Below are 14,246 nucleotides of genomic sequence, written 5' to 3' on the forward strand. Positions count from 1 at the left end.
TCTCGCGGCACTCCCCTTGGCGCGGCACGCCCCATGGCCAACACTGAGCCGATGACGCAGCGTGTGGAGCTCGCGACCGTGATGGACCGGCTGGCCGTCGACGGACTGATCACCGACTACGCGGTGGCGGTCGACGACGCGGACTGGGAGGGATACCGGGGGCTGTTCACGCCGGACGGGCGTGCGGACTACCGTTCGGCGGGCGGTATCGAGGGGGCAGCGGGGCAGGTCGCGGGGTGGTTCGCGGAAAGCATGCGGCAGTTTCCGATGCGGCAGCATCTGATCGTCAACCGCCGGGTCCGCTTCGGCCTGCTGGAGCAGGACACGGGCGACACGGCCGAGGTCAGGGCCGACTACGTCAATCCGATGCGCTTCGCCACACAGGACGGCGCTTCGACGGCGCCGGACTTCGTGTGCGGCGGGCGGTACGCCTTCGGGTTGCTGCGCACGGTGGACGGCTGGCGACTGCACGAGGTGGTCGTCCAGGAGAAGTGGCGCCGTCTGCCCGACCGGCACACCGCTCCTGTGATCGGCTGAGCCGGCTCCGTCTGTCGGGGATCGTTCACAGCACGCACACTGGAGCCACCCCCTGGGTAGGGAACTGCCGTGAAGACCTTCGGCACCTGGCCCGCCTCCCCGCGGCGGCGTACGACGGCCGCCCGGGCCGAGGGCGGGTGGCTCGCCTCCCGGTGGCGGCGTACGCCCGTCGCCGCGCTGGCGGGCGCCCTGCCCGTGCTCGCCTTCCCCGCCCCGTCCCTGTGGTGGTTCGCCTATGTCGCCCTGGTCCCGTGGGTCGCGCTCATCCGCTCCGCGCCGACCTGGAAGCGGGCGGCGTACGACGGCTGGTGCGGCGGCTTCGGATTCATGCTGGCGATGCACCACTGGCTGCTGCCCAGTCTGCACGTGTTCACCTTTGTGATCGCGGCACTGCTCGGCGTTCTGTGGGCGCCGTGGGGCGTGCTGGTGCGCCGGTTCCTGGCCGGCACGCCAGGCCGGGGACGGATCGCGGCCGCCCTCGTCGTCCTGCCGTCGGGCTGGCTCGTGGTCGAACTGGTCCGTTCCTGGCAAGGGCTCGGCGGGCCGTGGGGCATGCTCGGCGCGAGCCAGTGGCAGGTGGAGCCGGCACTGCGGCTCGCCTCGGTCGGCGGGGTGTGGCTGCTCAGTTTCCTGGTGGTGGCGGTCAACATCGCGCTCGCCGTGCTCGTCTCGGTCCCCCGGTCCCGGATGCCCGCCGTGGCGGGCCTCGTCGCCACGGCCGCCGCGACCTCGGCGGCCTGGGTGTGGTCGCCGCGGCCCGACGTGGACGGCGGGGTCCGGATAGCGGTCGTACAACCGGGCATCGTCGACGGCACCGAAAGCGGCGACCGCCGCTTCGACCGCGAGGAGCAGCTGACCCGTCGCCTCGCCGGGCAGGACGTCGACCTGATCGTCTGGGGCGAGAGCAGCGTCGGGTTCGACCTGGGTCAGCGGCTCGACCTCGCGAAGCGGATCGCGGCGCTCTCGCGCGAGACCGGGGCCGACATCCTGGTCAACGTGGACGCGCGGCGTTCCGACAAACCCGGCATCTACAAGAGTTCGGTCCTGGTCGGCCCCGACGGCCTCACCGGCGACCGCTACGACAAGATGCGGCTGGTCCCCTTCGGTGAGTACGTCCCGGCGCGCTCGCTGCTCGGCTGGGCGACCTCCGTGGGCAAGGCGGCCGGCGAGGACCGCAGGCGCGGCGCCGAGCAGGTGGTCATGAACGCCGGGCACGGCCTGGCCGTCGGCCCGATGGTCTGCTTCGAGACCGCGTTCCCCGACATGAGCCGCCACCTCGCCGACGACGGCGCCGACGTATTGATCGCCGAGTCCTCGACGTCGACGTTCCAGCACAGCTGGGCGCCCGAGCAGCACGCCTCACTCGCCGCGCTGCGCGCCGCCGAGACCGGCCGCCCCATGGTCCACGCGACGCTGACCGGGGTCTCCGCCGTCTACGGCCCCGGCGGGCAGCGACTCGGCCAGTGGCTCGGCACCGGGGCGAGCACTGCCGAGGTGTACGACATCCCGCTCGCGCACGGCGTCACCCCGTACGTCCGGTTCGGCGACTGGCCGGTGCACGCGGCGCTCCTGATCATCGCCGCCTGGTGCGCGGCGGAGGGCGCACGGAACCTGCGGTTCAGGCGGCCCGCCCCTGAACCGCACGCACCACCCGCTCGCACAGCTCGTGGGTCGCCAGCGCGTCCCGGGCGCTGAGCACCTTGCCCGCGCGCACGGCGTCGAGGAAGGCCAGGACCGCCTGCTCGATGCCGCGCTGCCGGGCCACCGGCACCCAGTCCCCGCGCCGCCGCACGGTCGGCTGCCCCTTGTGGTCGATCACCTCGGCGAGGTTGAGCACCTGCCGCTTGGTGTCCTGCCCGGACACCTCCAGGATCTCCTCGGCCGAACCGCTGAGCCGGTTCATCACGCCGAGCGCGGTGAAGCCGTGGCCGGCGAGCTGCAGCACGACGTGGTGCAGCAGACCGCCCTCGACGCGTGCGCGGACGGTCACGTCGTCGACCGGGCCGGGCACCAGGAAGCGCAACGTGTCGACGACGTGGATGAAGTCGTCGAGGATCATCGTGCGCGACTCCTCCGGCAGCCCGATCCGGTTCTTCTGCATGAGGATCAGCTCGCGCGGGTGGTCGGCGCACTGCGCGTAGGCGGGGGCGTAGCGCCGGTTGAAGCCTACGGCGAGACTCACGTTCCGCTGCTCGGCGAGCGCCACCAGCCGCGCGGAGTCGGCGAGTTCGTAGGCGAGCGGCTTGTCGACATACGTGGGTACGCCCGCTTCGAGGAGGCGGGTGACGATGTCCGGGTGAGCGGCGGTGGGCGCGTGCACGAAGGCGGCGTCGAGGTCCTGGGCGAGCAGCGCGTCGAGGTCGGCGTGGCGCTGCGCGTCGGGAAGGTGGAGGCCGTCGGCGACCTGGGCGAGCGTGGCGGGGGTCCGGGTCTGCAGGTGCAGTTCGATGCCGGGCTGCACGGCGAGTACAGGCAGGTAGGCCTTCAGCGCGATGTCGCCGAGTCCGATGCAGCCGACCTTCACTTGGTCTCCTCTACCGGTTGCCTGCCGCGGTCATGCCGGAAGCATACGGCTGCTGCGGGCGCCGTCGGCCGGCGATTCCCCCGCAGCCGCGCGGGAACAGGTCGGGCCGGCCGGCCAGGAGGGATCGATCGCCCGTCATGTCGAGGTGGACGCCCCACACGGCCCAGCGGCGACGGCCGTCGTACGGGGCAGTCGGGCAGCCGTGCAGGGGGCCAGGCCGGCCCGGTCGTGGGCGAGGACGATCGCGTCCTCGATGGCCTGGCCGCCGCCCTTGCCGAGCGTGGGGCCCGGCCAGGGCGGCGTCGCCGGGAAGGGCCAGGCGGCCGCGGTGGAAGGCGGGCAGGGGCTCGGCACGCCGATCTGATCCGCGAGCGCCTCGACGGCGCCACCGGGGACTGAACCGACGGCCGTCGTCACCCGGGGCCGGCCCGCACCCTCCATCGGGGGCCGGAGATCACCCGTGTGGGGCAACCTCCGCTTGTCCGCTGTCCCAAAGACGGCCGGACCCAGCAGAGTTGCGCGGGTGCATCGAACGACGACCACCGCAACGCTCCTGGTCACCGTGGCCGCCTCGGCCCTGTGCGGCTGCGTGACGGTCCAGCGCCCGGCCGCGTCCGGCCCGACCACGGCTCCGCTCAAGCTGTCGGCGCCCCGGCCGGACGGCCGGGCGGAGCAGCAGATCGTCCAGGCCCCTGCCCGCGAGGCCCTGGGGCTCATCGGCCCGTCCCCCCGTCCGCGGACGACCGCGCCCGCGGGGGCCCGCCCGGCGGGCCCGTCCGGCGCGCAGGGACACCCGTCTCCCCGGCGCCACTCACGCCCGCCGCACGAGGAAGCCCGGCCGCCACAGCAGCCTCGCGCAGAGATCCCCGACATGTCCGAGGCGGTCCGTGTGAACATCCGGCAGGACGCGGACGTCTGCGCGCTGGGCAGGAAGTACGGCGGCTGGCAGGCGGACAGCCCTGAGGCGGCCATCTGCGAGCAGGCATACGGGCGCTGAGGCGGTCATCGCACGCGGGGCGTACGGATGCCGGGGCGGCGGCTTCAGGGCCGCTGCCGCGGCGGCCCCCATCCTCCGCCGCCCGCGCGGCCTCCGTCCCCGAGGCGCAGTTCCAGGCGGCTGATCGCCGCGCGCACCCCGTCGCTGTAGCTGTCGTCGCCGAGGGCGTCGGCGGCGCCGCGGGCGCTGCGCAGATGGGTGCGGGCGGCTTCGGCTCGGCCGAGCTTCACGTAGTCGGCGGCCAGGTTCAGGTGCAGCGAGGGGTAGAGGGCGCGTACGGCGAGCACGCCCTCGCGCTCGGCGAGCCGCTCGTCCGTGAGCTCCTCGGCGGCCGTCAGCGCCCTCAGGTCCCAGGCGAGTTCGTCCGCGGGGTCGTCATGCGTGTCGGCGAGGTAGTGCGCCAGGGTGCAGCGGTGCAGCGGGTCCCCGTCCTCGCCGATCTCCGCCCACAGGCCCAGGAAACGGTGCCGGGCCTCCTCACGGTCCCCCGCGTGATGCAGCATGACGACCTGCCCGATCCGCGTCATCACGGCATCCGGCGCCGCCTGCTCCTGTCGCTCCGCCACGGTGTCCTCCGGGCAACTCGTCGGATGTCCCTTCCGACGCTAACCGTCACCACCGACAATCCCGGTCAGGCGGCTCCGTACGGCGCGGGGCCGGCCCCGTCGCCGGGCCGGCCCCCATGGGCAGGTCAGCCCAGGTCGGGGATGCGCCAGTCGATCGGGTCGTGGCCCTGCTGCGCGACCGCCTCGTTGATCTGCGTGAACGGGCGGGAACCGAAGAACTTCTTAGCCGACAGTGGCGAGGGGTGCGCGCCCTTGACCACGACATGCCGCGTCTCGTCGATCAGCGGGAGTTTCTTCTGCGCGTAGTTGCCCCAGAGCACGAAGACCGCCGGGTCGGGCCGGTCGGCCACCGCGCGGATCACCGCGTCGGTGAACTTCTCCCAGCCCCGGCCCTTGTGCGAGTTGGCCTCGCCGCCCCGGACCGTCAGCACCGCGTTGAGCAGCAGCACGCCCTGCTCGGCCCACGGCATCAGATAGCCGTTGTCCGGGACGGGCAGGCCGAGCTCCTCCTTCATCTCCTTGTAGATGTTGCGCAGGGACGGCGGGGTCTTCACCCCGGGACGCACCGAGAAGCACAGGCCGTGGCCCTGCCCTTCGCCGTGGTAGGGGTCCTGGCCGAGGACCAGGACCTTCACCCTGTCGTACGGCGTCGCGTCCAGCGCCGCGAAGACCTCCTCGCGCGGCGGGTGGACGGGGCCCTTCGCCCGCTCCTCCTCGACGAACTCCGTCAGCTCCTTGAAGTAGGGCTGCTGCAGCTCGTCGCCCAGAACCCCGCGCCAGGACTCGGGCAGCATGGCGATGTCGGTCACGTCAACGTCCTCACGATGTGCGGTCACTTCCAGGCCACGAACCTACAGGCGACCACTGACAATCGGACCGCGGACGAGACAACCGGGCTCTACCAGCTGGTCTTCCGGTACAGCTCCCAGAGCATCATGGTGGCCGACGGGTCAAGCGACCGCTCGGCGCCCGAGATGTCGTCGCTCGCGCCCACATAGTGCCTGCCCTGCCACAGTGGCAGCAGCCGGGCGTCGTCGACGAGGATCTGCTGGGCCTCCTCGAACTCCTTCACCACGTTGGCACGGTCGATCTCGCTGCGCGAACGGGGCAGCAGCTTGTCGGTGATCTCCTTCGCGGGGTAGGGCGTACCGAGCGCGTTCTGCTCGCCCACGAACGGGGAGATGAAGTTGTCGGCGTCCGGGAAGTCGGCAAACCAGCCGCGCCCGAACACCGGGTACTCGCCCTTCTGATAGCCCGCGACGTACGTCTTCCAGGGGCGGCTCTTCAAGGTGATCGTGAAGAGGCCCGAGTCCTCGAGCTGGCGCTTGAGCTCCTGGAACTCCTTGGCCGTGTCGGAGCCGTAGCGGTCGGTCGTGTACCAGAGGGTCAGCGGGACGCGCTCGGTGATGCCCGCCTCGGAGAGGATCTTGCGGGCCTTGGGGACGCTGGGCTCGCCGAAGTCGTCGAAGAAGGCGGTGCTGTGGCCCGTCAGCCCCTTCGGGACCATGGAGTACAGCGGGTCCACGGTGCCCTTGTAGACGTTGTGCGCGATCGCCCCCCGGTCGACGACCTGGGCGATGGCCCGGCGGACGGCGAGCTTGTCGGCCCACGGGTCCTTCGGGTTGAACACCAGGTAGCTGATGTCGGTGCTGGAACCCTCGATCAGCTCGATGTGCTCATTGGAGGACTTCGTCTGGAGCGCGATGATGTCGTCGGCGGCGAGGCCGCGGTCGGTCAGGTCGAGCTGCTTGTCCCGCAGCGCCTTGACCATGACTGCCGAGTCCTGGAAATAGCGGACCGTCACCGCGTCGTTCCTGCGCTTGGCGAAGCCCTTGTACTGGTCGTTGCCGGCGAGCTCGGCCTTCTTGCTCTCCTCGTAGGCCTCCAGGCGGTACGGCCCGGAGCCCGACACCTTGCCGTCATCGCGGACGGAGTCCGCGGGGTAGTCGGCGGGGTCGACGATGGACATGCCCGGGGTGGCGAGCACGAACGGGAAGGTGGTGTCGGGCTTGTTGAGGCGGAAGACGACCTCGCGGTCCCCCAGCACCTGCACGCGGTCCAGGCTGCCCAGCAGTCCGGCGGGGCCGGTGGGATGGTCGATCTTCCTGATCCGGTCGATCGAGTACTTGACGGCCTGCGCGTCCAACGTGTGGCCGTTGGTGAACTTCAGACCCTCGCGGAGCTCGCAGCGGTACGTCGTGTTGGAGTTGTCGCTGAAACGGCAGCTCTCGGCGGCGTCCGGCTGCGGCGTCGTCGCGCCGTTGGGGTAGGCGAGCAGCGTCTGGTAGACGTTGCGGAACAGCTCCCAGGAGCCGTCCCAGGAAGCCGCCGGGTCCAGCGTGCTCGGGGCACTGGTGGTGCCCACCACGATCGGTCCCTCGTCGTCGGAGGCGTCGGACGACAAAACGCCACATCCGGCCACAAGGGATGATATGGACGCGATGGCCGCCAACTGCCGCAGGCATCGGTTCCGGTTGAACACGCGCACGCTCCTCGATCTGCCGTACCAAGGGTCGGCGATCTGCCATACCAGGGGTCGGCAGACAATACCGCAGCGCCACGCCGCCTGAACCTCCTGGTCGGCGAACTTCTTGATCGACATTCCCTTGACTACGTTGTCAAACCCCCGTGCACCCCCATATGTGGACACGGGCGCCGTTTCCGTCAACGAGCGCCCGTGTCAATGTGACGAAGATCAGTCCACGCCGGCGTTCAGGAAGATGCCGCCGTCGACGACGAGCGTCTGCCCCGTGATCCAGTCGGACTGCTCCGACGTCAGGAACGCCGCGGCGCCGCCGATGTCGGAGGGCACACCGAGCCGGCCCAGCGGGTAGGCCGCGGCGACCTCCGCCTCCCGGCCCTCGTACAGGGCCTCGGCGAACTTGGTCTTCACCACGGCCGGGGCGATCGAGTTGACCCGCACCTTGGGCGCGAACTCGTGCGCCAGCTGCAGGGTCAGGTTGATCATCGCGGCCTTGCTGACGCCGTACGCGCCGATGAAGGGCGAGGCGGAGACGCCGGCGACGGAGGCGATGTTGACGATCGCCCCGCCGTTGTCCTTCTGCCAGGCGTGCCACGTCCGCTGCGCGAAGCCGAGCGCGGAGATCACGTTCGTCTCGAAGACCTTCCGCGCCACGTTCAGGTCCAGGTCGGCGATCGGACCGAACACCGGGTTCGTGCCGGCGTTGTTGACCAGGAAGTCGACGCGGCCGAAGGCCTCCATGGTGCGTTCGACCGCGACGGCCTGGTGGGCCTCGTCGTGGGCCTTGCCGGCCACGCCGATGACGCGGTCGGCGCCGAGCGCCTCGACGGCCTCCTTGAGGGCGTCCTCGTTGCGGCCGGTGATGCAGACCCGGTCGCCACGGGCGATCAGTGCCTCGGCCACGCCGTAGCCGATGCCGCGGCTGGCGCCCGTGACGAGGGCGACCTTGCCGGAGAGTTCAGGCAGAGCAGTCATGTCGGTGTTCCTCCGGCCCTAGTCGAGCGGTCCGCCGGCGACGTACAGCACCTGGCCGGAGACAAAGCCGGCCGCCTCGCCCGTGAAGAAGGCGATCGCGTTGGCGATGTCGTCCGGCTCGCCGACCCGGGCCACCGGGATCTGGGTGGCGGCCGCGGACTTGAAGTCCTCGAAGCCCATGCCGACACGGGCGGCGGTGGCCGCGGTCATGTCGGTGGCGATGAAGCCGGGGGCGACCGCGTTGGCGGTGATGCCGAACTTGCCGAGCTCCTTGGCGAGGGTCTTGGTGAAGCCCTGCAGACCGGCCTTGGCGGCGGAGTAGTTGGCCTGGCCGCGGTTGCCGAGCGCGGAGGACGAGGAGAGGTTGACGATGCGGCCGAAGCCCGCGTCGACCATGTGCTTCTGGACGGCCTTCGCCATCAGGAAGGCGCCGCGCAGGTGCACGTTCATGACCGTGTCCCAGTCGGAGACGCTCATCTTGAACAGCAGGTTGTCACGCAGCACGCCCGCGTTGTTGACGAGGATGGTCGGCGCGCCGAGCTCCTCGGCGACGCGCGCGATCGCGGCCTCGACCTGCGCCTCGTCCGAGACGTCCGCGCCGACCGCGATGGCCTTGCCGCCCGCCGCGGTGATCTTCTCAACGGTGTCCTTGCAGGCGGCCTCGTCGAGGTCGATCACCGCGACCGCACGGCCCTCGGCTGCCAGTCGTACGGCGGTGGCGGCGCCGATGCCGCGCGCTCCGCCGGTGACCACGGCGACCCGCTGCTCAGTGGTGGACATTGCTGGTTCTCCTCGCCCTCGAGAAAGACGCCCATGTAGGTGAGCGACCGCTTAGTACCTTCAGCAGACGTGACGCTAGAAGCCCTGGCACGCGGTGTCAACGCCACACGAGCCGGGTGTGATCCATTACCTCACCAGCAGCTCGAGCAACCGCTCAGCCTCGGCCGCCGGATCGGCGGTCAGGCCGGTGTGCACAGGCCCGGGCTGGACGACCGTCGAGCGGGGCGCGATCAGCCAGCGGAACCGCCGCCCGGCGTCGTCGCCCGCGGCCTGCCCCGCGGCCGCACCGCCGGTGCACACGCCCTCGACGGCGTGCAGCGCGGCTCGTACACCGGCGACGTCCGCGTCCGGGTCGAGGGCCAGCAGCCTGGTCTCGTCGAGGTGTGTGCGCACACCGACGAAGGACTTCGCGCGGCAGTACACGAGCACCCCCGCGTTGATGCACTCGCCGCGCTCCACGCGGGGCACGACCCGCAGCACGGCGTATTCAAAGAGGTCCCGCCCGCTCACTTGTCCCCCTCGAGGCGCTCGTGGATGACGGCGGCACGCGCGAGCAGCGGCCGCGCGTAGGCCCGCCGGAGTTCGTCCGGTGTGTCGAATCCGGGCTCGTCCGCCAGCCAGACGTCCGGGATCTGGGCCGTGACCTCGGCGAGGAGTGCCTCGGTGATCAGCGGTGCCAGGGCCGCGGCGGCCGAGGCGACATCCGGCGCGAAGGGCTTCAGCGCGTGGTCGGAGATGTCGTACGGGCGGGCCGCGGAGGCCTCGGCGCCGCGCCAGTTGTGGTGCCAGATCATCGTCGCGCCGTGATCGATGAGCCACACCTCGCCCCGCCACACCAGCAGGTTGGGGTTGCGCCAGGAACGGTCGACGTTGTTGACCAGGGCGTCGAACCAGATGATCCGCCCGGCCTCCTCGGGGCTCACCCGGAAGGCGAGCGGGTCGAAGCCGAGCGAGCCGGACAGGAAGTCCATGCCGAGGTTGGTGCCGCCGCTGGACTTGAGCAGCTCCTGCACCTCCTGGTCGGGTTCGCCCAGGCCGAGCACCGGGTCGAGGCCGATCGCCACCAGCCCGGGCACCCGGAATCCCAGCCGCCGGGCGAGCTCGCCGCAGACGACCTCGGCGACCAGCGTCTTGCGGCCCTGCCCGGCACCGGTGAACTTCATGACGTAGGCCGCGAAGTCGTCGGCCTCGACGAGGCCCGGCAGCGAGCCGCCCTCGCGCAGGGGCGTGATGTAGCGGGTCGCGGTGACTTCCTTGAGCACCGCCCCAGGTTACTGGGGCGTTCGCGGTCGCCCGCCCGGGCCGCGCGACATCTTTCCCACGGTCTGAACAGCGGATCGCGGCGAGCCGTACTGCTCTACGGATCACGAAACATTCCACGGAAGGGAACGTCAGCATGACCAGCGAATCGGTTCAGCCCACCGCCGGCCCGAGCCGCCGCACCGTCGTGGCGGCGGTCGGAGCGGCCGGGATCGCCGTCGCGCTGACGGCGTGCGGTTCGGACGACAAGAAAGACAGCGCCTCGGGGAGCGCCCTGGCCAAGACCTCGGATATCCCCGAGGGAGGCGGCAAGATCTTCAATGACGCCGGCGTCGTGGTCACCCAGCCCGCGGCGGGCAGGTTCAAGGCGTTCTCGTACAAGTGCACGCACGCCGGCTGTCCGGTGACCAAGGTGGACAACGGGGTCATCATCTGCCCGTGCCACGGCAGCGAGTTCTCCATCGAGGACGGCAGCCCGAAGAAGGTCCCCGCGACGAAGCCGCTGTCCGAGGTCAAGGTCTCGGTGTCCGGCGACGAGATCACGCTGGCCTGAGAGTCACCCGAGCCCCGGCCGGCGCGGCCGCTCGATGCAGCCGAGAACCTCGTCGGTGGTCGCGAGGGTCGCCACCAGGGCGAGCGTGTGGCGGATCATCGCGGGGGTGTAGTCGGAGGGCACCCCCGCGATGGCGTCCGTCGCCACGACGGCCGTGTAGCCGAGGTTGGCGTCGAAGACGGCGGCCGGGATCGCCACGTTGGCCGAGACGCCGGTCACGACCAGCGGGCGGCAGCCCAGGTTGCGCAGCAGGGCATCGACCTCGGTTCCCTGGACCGGCGACAGCCCGTGCAGCCGCCGTACGACGATGTCCTCCTCGGCGACCTCGATCGGGGCGGCCACGCGGACCGCCGTGGTGCCGGCCAGCTGCTGGACGGGCAGCCGTTCGGCGGCGCGGAAAAGGCGTGCGTTGCGGCTCGCGCCCCGGCCGTCCGGGCGGCGCTCGGCGGTCGCGTGGATCACCTGGAGCCCGCTCTCATGCGCGGCGGCGACCAGCCGGGCGACGTTGGCGAGGGCTCCCGACGAGCGGGCCTCGCCGGCGAGTTCTGGCAGCGCGCTGTCCGAGCCGACGACTCCCTGCTGGCACTCGACGGTGAGCAGCACCGTGGTCGCGGGGTCGAGGAGGTCGCTGAGCTGGTCGTACGACGGCATGGTCCCCCCTGGTCGCAGTGGTGTGCGGAGCGGGCGAGACTAGCCCCCGTTGCGCGGGCACGGAAGACGACTCATCCTTTTCTGACGTGATGTCAGAGGATCTCTCCTCTGACACGACGTGGGAGAAGAGAAGAGGGGGCCGCATGACCGTCACTCAGCGCCGGGGCCGAAAGATCATGATGACGCCGGGCGAGCTGGACGAGTTCCTCACCAGCCAGCGCACCTGCCGGGTGGCCACCGTGTCGACCGACGGAATGCCGCACGTCAGCGCCCTCTGGTTCGCCTGGGACGGCATCTCGCTGTGGCTGTACTCGGTGGTGCGCAGCAAGCGCTGGGCCGACCTGCGGCGCGACCCGCGGGTGGCGATCGTGATCGACTGCGGCGAGGAGTACGACGACCTGCGCGGCGTCGAACTGTCCGGGACCGTGGACTTCGTGGGCGAGAGCCCGCGCACCGGAGAGCTGTGCGCGGAACTCGACGTCCCGGAGACCCTGTTCGCCCGCAAGAACTTCGGCCTGGAGGAGATGCCGCATGACGGCCGGCACGCCTGGATACGGCTGACGCCCGATAAGGCCGTCTCCTGGGACTTCCGGAAGCTGGGAGCGCCGTAGCCTCGTCCGGGGGCTCAGCCGACCTCCTCCGCCGCGGCCTTCAGCGACCGGACCGCCGCCCGGATCGACGGGCGGCGGTCGGCGTCCGCGCGCCAGACGACGTACACATGGCGGCGCACTCGCTGCTTGAGCGGGACGGTGACGACCTCGGCGGGCATCGGATGGCGGCCCAGCAGCGGTGCGATGCACACACCGAGTCCCGCGGCGACCAGTCCGAGCTGGGTATGTGTCTCTGCGGCGCGATGGCCGACGATCGGCTCGATCCCCCGGGAGCGCAGCGTGAACATCAGCCACTCGTGGCAGAACTCGCCCTCGCCCCAGGTGATCCACTCGTCCTCGGCGAACTCGGCGAGATCCACCTCCTCGCGGCCGGCGAGCCGATGGCCGGCCGGCATCGCCACATCGGCGGGGTCGTCCAGGATGGGCGCCTTGACCAGGCCGTCGGGCAGCGGCATCGGCTTGTTGTACCAGTCGAGCACCACCGCCAGGTCGAGGTCCCCGCGGACCACTCCCCTGATCCCGGCCTCCGGTTCCAGCTCGCTCGAGCGCAGCCGCAGCACCGGGTGCTCGGCGCGCAGGGCGGCGAGCGCGATGGGGAAGAGTCCGCGGGCGGCGGTCGGGAACGCCGACAGTCGCAGCTCGCCGACGACCTGTCCGCGCTGTGCCTCCAGGTCGGACTGGGCGAGCTCGACCTGCGACAGGATGCGCGCCGCGTGCTCGGCAAGCAGCCGGCCCGCGTCGGTGAGTCGCACGCCCCGCCCGTTCTTGGCGAGGAGCTGCTGCCCGACCTCCCGCTCCAGTTTGGACATCTGCTGCGAGACGGCGGACGTCGTGATGTGCAGACCCTCGGCCGCACCGCTGACCGAGCCGTGCCGGGCGAGGGCGTCGAGGGTGCGCAGACGCTCGAGGTTCAACATATAAGCAATGCTACGAGATACCTCGCTCGAAATCTCGATTGTGCTACGAGGTGACCTCCAGCATCGTGGTCCGCATGAGCACCGTCACCGCCAGCCGCACCCCGGCCCGTCCGGCCTCCCGAATCCGCCCGGTTCTCGACTGGCGCCTGCGCTTCGGCGCCCTGTCCTTGATCTGGGGTTTCAGCTTCCTGCTCATCAAGGTGGGCACCGAAGGCTACGCCCCCTTCCAGGTCACGCTCGGCCGGCTGGTGTTCGGCACGGCGGTGCTCGCGGCCGCGATGGCGGTGAAGCGTGAGCGGCTCCCGCGCGGCGCGCGCACCTGGGGCCATCTGACGATCGCCGCGTTCCTGCTCAACGCCCTGCCCTTCTCGCTGTTCGCGTACTCGGAGCTGACGATCCCGTCGACGCTCGCGGGCATCTGCAACGCGACCTCTCCGCTGTGGGGCATGGCCCTGTCGCTGGTCGCCCTCTCCGAGGACCGGCCGACGCGGCTGCGGGTCGCCGGGCTCGGCATCGGCTTCCTCGGCGTCCTGACCGTGCTCGGCGCCTGGCAGGGCTTCGCCGGGCTGGACGCCACGGGCACGGCGATGGCGCTGCTCGCCTCGCTCAGCTACCCGATCGGCTGGATCTACGTCCGCCGCACCCTGGCCGGCACCGGTCACTCACATCTGTCCCTGACCGGCGCCCAGTTGCTGCTCGCCACCCTCCAACTGGCCATCGTCACCCCGCTGTTCACCAAGCTGCCCACCCAGTTCCCGACCCTGCCACTGCTCGCGATCGTGGCGCTCGGCGCGCTGGGCACGGGCCTGGCCATGCTCGTCCAGTACGGCATCGTCGCCGAGGTCGGTCCGACGACGGCCCAGATGGTCACGTACTTCATCCCGGTCATCGCCACCGCCGCGGGCGTCGCGATCCTGGGCGAGCCACTGACCTGGTCGACACCGGTCGGCGCGGCGATCATCCTGGCGGGGGCGGCACTGACCCAGGCAAGGCCGAAGCCGAAGACGGTGCCCTAGCCGAAGGCCGGGCGCCAGCGGAAGCCCGTGCGATGGCCGAGAGCGGCCTTCGGCTGGGGTACGGTCCCCGGCCGGGGCCACGACCCGGCCTGGGGTCACGCCGAGCCGGAGACCTCGCCCGGGCCGAAGACCCGCCCGGGCCGAAGACCCGCCCGGGCCAGGGACCCCGCCAGCCCAAGACCCCAGCCGCCCGGGCCGGGGACCCGTCCTAGCCGAAGACCTCGCCCGGGCCGGGGACCCGTCCTAGCCGAAGACCTCGCCCGGACCAGGGACCCGTCCAGGCCGAAGACCTCGCCCGGACCAGGGACCCGTCCAGGCCGAAGACCTCGCCCGGACCAGGGACCCGTCCAGGCCGAAGACCTCGCCCGGACCAGGGA

At 71.3% G+C, this 14,246-nt stretch carries 17 protein-coding genes; 6 read left to right on the forward strand and 11 right to left on the reverse strand.

Annotated features, from left to right (window positions below):
* The first annotated feature begins 51 nt into the window (after positions 1–51).
* Together ACZ562_RS22995 and lnt are read left to right on the forward strand one after the other, a co-directional pair.
* The gene (locus ACZ562_RS22995; protein WP_471182131.1) at positions 52–537 is read left to right on the forward strand and encodes a nuclear transport factor 2 family protein; all 486 of its coding nucleotides are present in this window, start codon (positions 52–54) and stop codon (positions 535–537) included.
* 177 nt (positions 538–714) lie between these two features.
* On the forward strand, positions 715–2,232 hold the full coding sequence (gene lnt, locus ACZ562_RS23000) for an apolipoprotein N-acyltransferase (RefSeq protein ID WP_471182253.1): 1,518 nt from the start codon (positions 715–717) through the stop codon (positions 2,230–2,232).
* Here lnt and ACZ562_RS23005 read toward each other — a convergent pair.
* Positions 2,156–3,061, reverse strand: a complete 906-nt coding sequence (locus tag ACZ562_RS23005) for a Gfo/Idh/MocA family protein (RefSeq protein WP_471182133.1) — start codon at positions 3,059–3,061, stop codon at positions 2,156–2,158. The genes lnt and ACZ562_RS23005 overlap by 77 nt on opposite strands.
* Before the next feature lie 135 nt (positions 3,062–3,196).
* The gene (locus ACZ562_RS23010) at positions 3,197–3,478 is read right to left on the reverse strand and encodes a hypothetical protein (RefSeq protein WP_471182136.1); all 282 of its coding nucleotides are present in this window, start codon (positions 3,476–3,478) and stop codon (positions 3,197–3,199) included.
* A 106-nt stretch (positions 3,479–3,584) separates the two neighbouring features.
* Between ACZ562_RS23010 and ACZ562_RS23015 the strand changes: the two genes are divergently transcribed.
* Positions 3,585–4,058 (forward strand): hypothetical protein, encoded by a 474-nt coding sequence (locus ACZ562_RS23015; protein WP_471182138.1) that lies wholly within the window; start codon positions 3,585–3,587, stop codon positions 4,056–4,058.
* A 44-nt stretch (positions 4,059–4,102) separates the two neighbouring features.
* Here the strand turns inward: ACZ562_RS23015 and ACZ562_RS23020 are convergent, their stop codons facing one another.
* The 7 genes from ACZ562_RS23020 to ACZ562_RS23050 form a co-directional block, all read right to left on the reverse strand.
* Positions 4,103–4,624 (reverse strand): hypothetical protein, encoded by a 522-nt coding sequence (locus ACZ562_RS23020; protein ID WP_471182140.1) that lies wholly within the window; start codon positions 4,622–4,624, stop codon positions 4,103–4,105.
* 125 nt (positions 4,625–4,749) lie between these two features.
* Positions 4,750–5,433: a uracil-DNA glycosylase gene (ung, locus tag ACZ562_RS23025; protein WP_471182143.1), complete on the reverse strand. Its 684-nt coding sequence runs from the start codon at positions 5,431–5,433 to the stop codon at positions 4,750–4,752.
* A gap of 89 nt (positions 5,434–5,522) precedes the next feature.
* Positions 5,523–7,106: an ABC transporter substrate-binding protein gene (locus ACZ562_RS23030; RefSeq protein ID WP_471182255.1), complete on the reverse strand. Its 1,584-nt coding sequence runs from the start codon at positions 7,104–7,106 to the stop codon at positions 5,523–5,525.
* 213 nt (positions 7,107–7,319) lie between these two features.
* Positions 7,320–8,081 carry an SDR family oxidoreductase gene (locus ACZ562_RS23035; protein ID WP_471182145.1) on the reverse strand — a complete coding sequence of 254 codons (762 nt, stop codon included), beginning with the start codon at positions 8,079–8,081 and terminating at the stop codon, positions 7,320–7,322.
* A gap of 18 nt (positions 8,082–8,099) precedes the next feature.
* Positions 8,100–8,861, reverse strand: coding sequence for a 3-oxoacyl-ACP reductase FabG (gene fabG / locus ACZ562_RS23040; protein ID WP_471182148.1), 762 nt, complete (start codon positions 8,859–8,861; stop codon positions 8,100–8,102).
* A gap of 126 nt (positions 8,862–8,987) precedes the next feature.
* Positions 8,988–9,371, reverse strand: a complete 384-nt coding sequence (locus tag ACZ562_RS23045) for a DUF3037 domain-containing protein (RefSeq protein ID WP_471182151.1) — start codon at positions 9,369–9,371, stop codon at positions 8,988–8,990.
* A complete protein-coding gene (locus ACZ562_RS23050; RefSeq protein WP_471182154.1) occupies positions 9,368–10,123 on the reverse strand; it encodes a HipA family kinase in 756 nt (251 codons plus the stop codon). The genes ACZ562_RS23045 and ACZ562_RS23050 overlap by 4 nt, the downstream gene beginning before the upstream one ends.
* A 134-nt stretch (positions 10,124–10,257) precedes the next feature.
* Between ACZ562_RS23050 and ACZ562_RS23055 the strand changes: the two genes are divergently transcribed.
* A complete protein-coding gene (locus ACZ562_RS23055; protein WP_471182157.1) occupies positions 10,258–10,674 on the forward strand; it encodes a Rieske (2Fe-2S) protein in 417 nt (138 codons plus the stop codon).
* A 3-nt stretch (positions 10,675–10,677) separates the two neighbouring features.
* Here the strand turns inward: ACZ562_RS23055 and ACZ562_RS23060 are convergent, their stop codons facing one another.
* Positions 10,678–11,325: a cysteine hydrolase family protein gene (locus tag ACZ562_RS23060; protein ID WP_471182160.1), complete on the reverse strand. Its 648-nt coding sequence runs from the start codon at positions 11,323–11,325 to the stop codon at positions 10,678–10,680.
* A 143-nt stretch (positions 11,326–11,468) separates the two neighbouring features.
* Here ACZ562_RS23060 and ACZ562_RS23065 point away from each other — a divergent pair, with 143 nt between their 5' ends.
* Positions 11,469–11,936 carry a pyridoxamine 5'-phosphate oxidase family protein gene (locus ACZ562_RS23065; protein WP_471182162.1) on the forward strand — a complete coding sequence of 156 codons (468 nt, stop codon included), beginning with the start codon at positions 11,469–11,471 and terminating at the stop codon, positions 11,934–11,936.
* Between the two features lie 14 nt (positions 11,937–11,950).
* Here the strand turns inward: ACZ562_RS23065 and ACZ562_RS23070 are convergent, their stop codons facing one another.
* Complete coding sequence (locus tag ACZ562_RS23070) at positions 11,951–12,853, reverse strand: LysR family transcriptional regulator (RefSeq protein ID WP_471182165.1); 903 nt, start codon at positions 12,851–12,853, stop codon at positions 11,951–11,953.
* A gap of 74 nt (positions 12,854–12,927) precedes the next feature.
* Between ACZ562_RS23070 and ACZ562_RS23075 the strand changes: the two genes are divergently transcribed.
* Positions 12,928–13,869: a DMT family transporter gene (locus tag ACZ562_RS23075; RefSeq protein WP_471182168.1), complete on the forward strand. Its 942-nt coding sequence runs from the start codon at positions 12,928–12,930 to the stop codon at positions 13,867–13,869.
* Positions 13,870–14,246: the final 377 nt, after the last annotated feature.

It is taken from the genome of Streptomyces sp. NPDC040410 (genome assembly GCF_055595715.1).

Coding starts and splice junctions, on each gene's coding strand:
- ACZ562_RS23065 (WP_471182162.1), top strand. CDS start 11,469: ATGACCGTCACTCAGCGCCGGGGCCGAAAGATCATGATGACGCCGGGC.
- ACZ562_RS23060 (WP_471182160.1), bottom strand. CDS start 11,325: ATGCCGTCGTACGACCAGCTCAGCGACCTCCTCGACCCCGCGACCACG.
- ACZ562_RS23070 (WP_471182165.1), bottom strand. CDS start 12,853: ATGTTGAACCTCGAGCGTCTGCGCACCCTCGACGCCCTCGCCCGGCAC.
- ACZ562_RS23075 (WP_471182168.1), top strand. CDS start 12,928: ATGAGCACCGTCACCGCCAGCCGCACCCCGGCCCGTCCGGCCTCCCGA.
- ACZ562_RS22995 (WP_471182131.1), top strand. CDS start 52: ATGACGCAGCGTGTGGAGCTCGCGACCGTGATGGACCGGCTGGCCGTC.
- ACZ562_RS23055 (WP_471182157.1), top strand. CDS start 10,258: ATGACCAGCGAATCGGTTCAGCCCACCGCCGGCCCGAGCCGCCGCACC.
- fabG (WP_471182148.1), bottom strand. CDS start 8,861: ATGTCCACCACTGAGCAGCGGGTCGCCGTGGTCACCGGCGGAGCGCGC.
- ACZ562_RS23035 (WP_471182145.1), bottom strand. CDS start 8,081: ATGACTGCTCTGCCTGAACTCTCCGGCAAGGTCGCCCTCGTCACGGGC.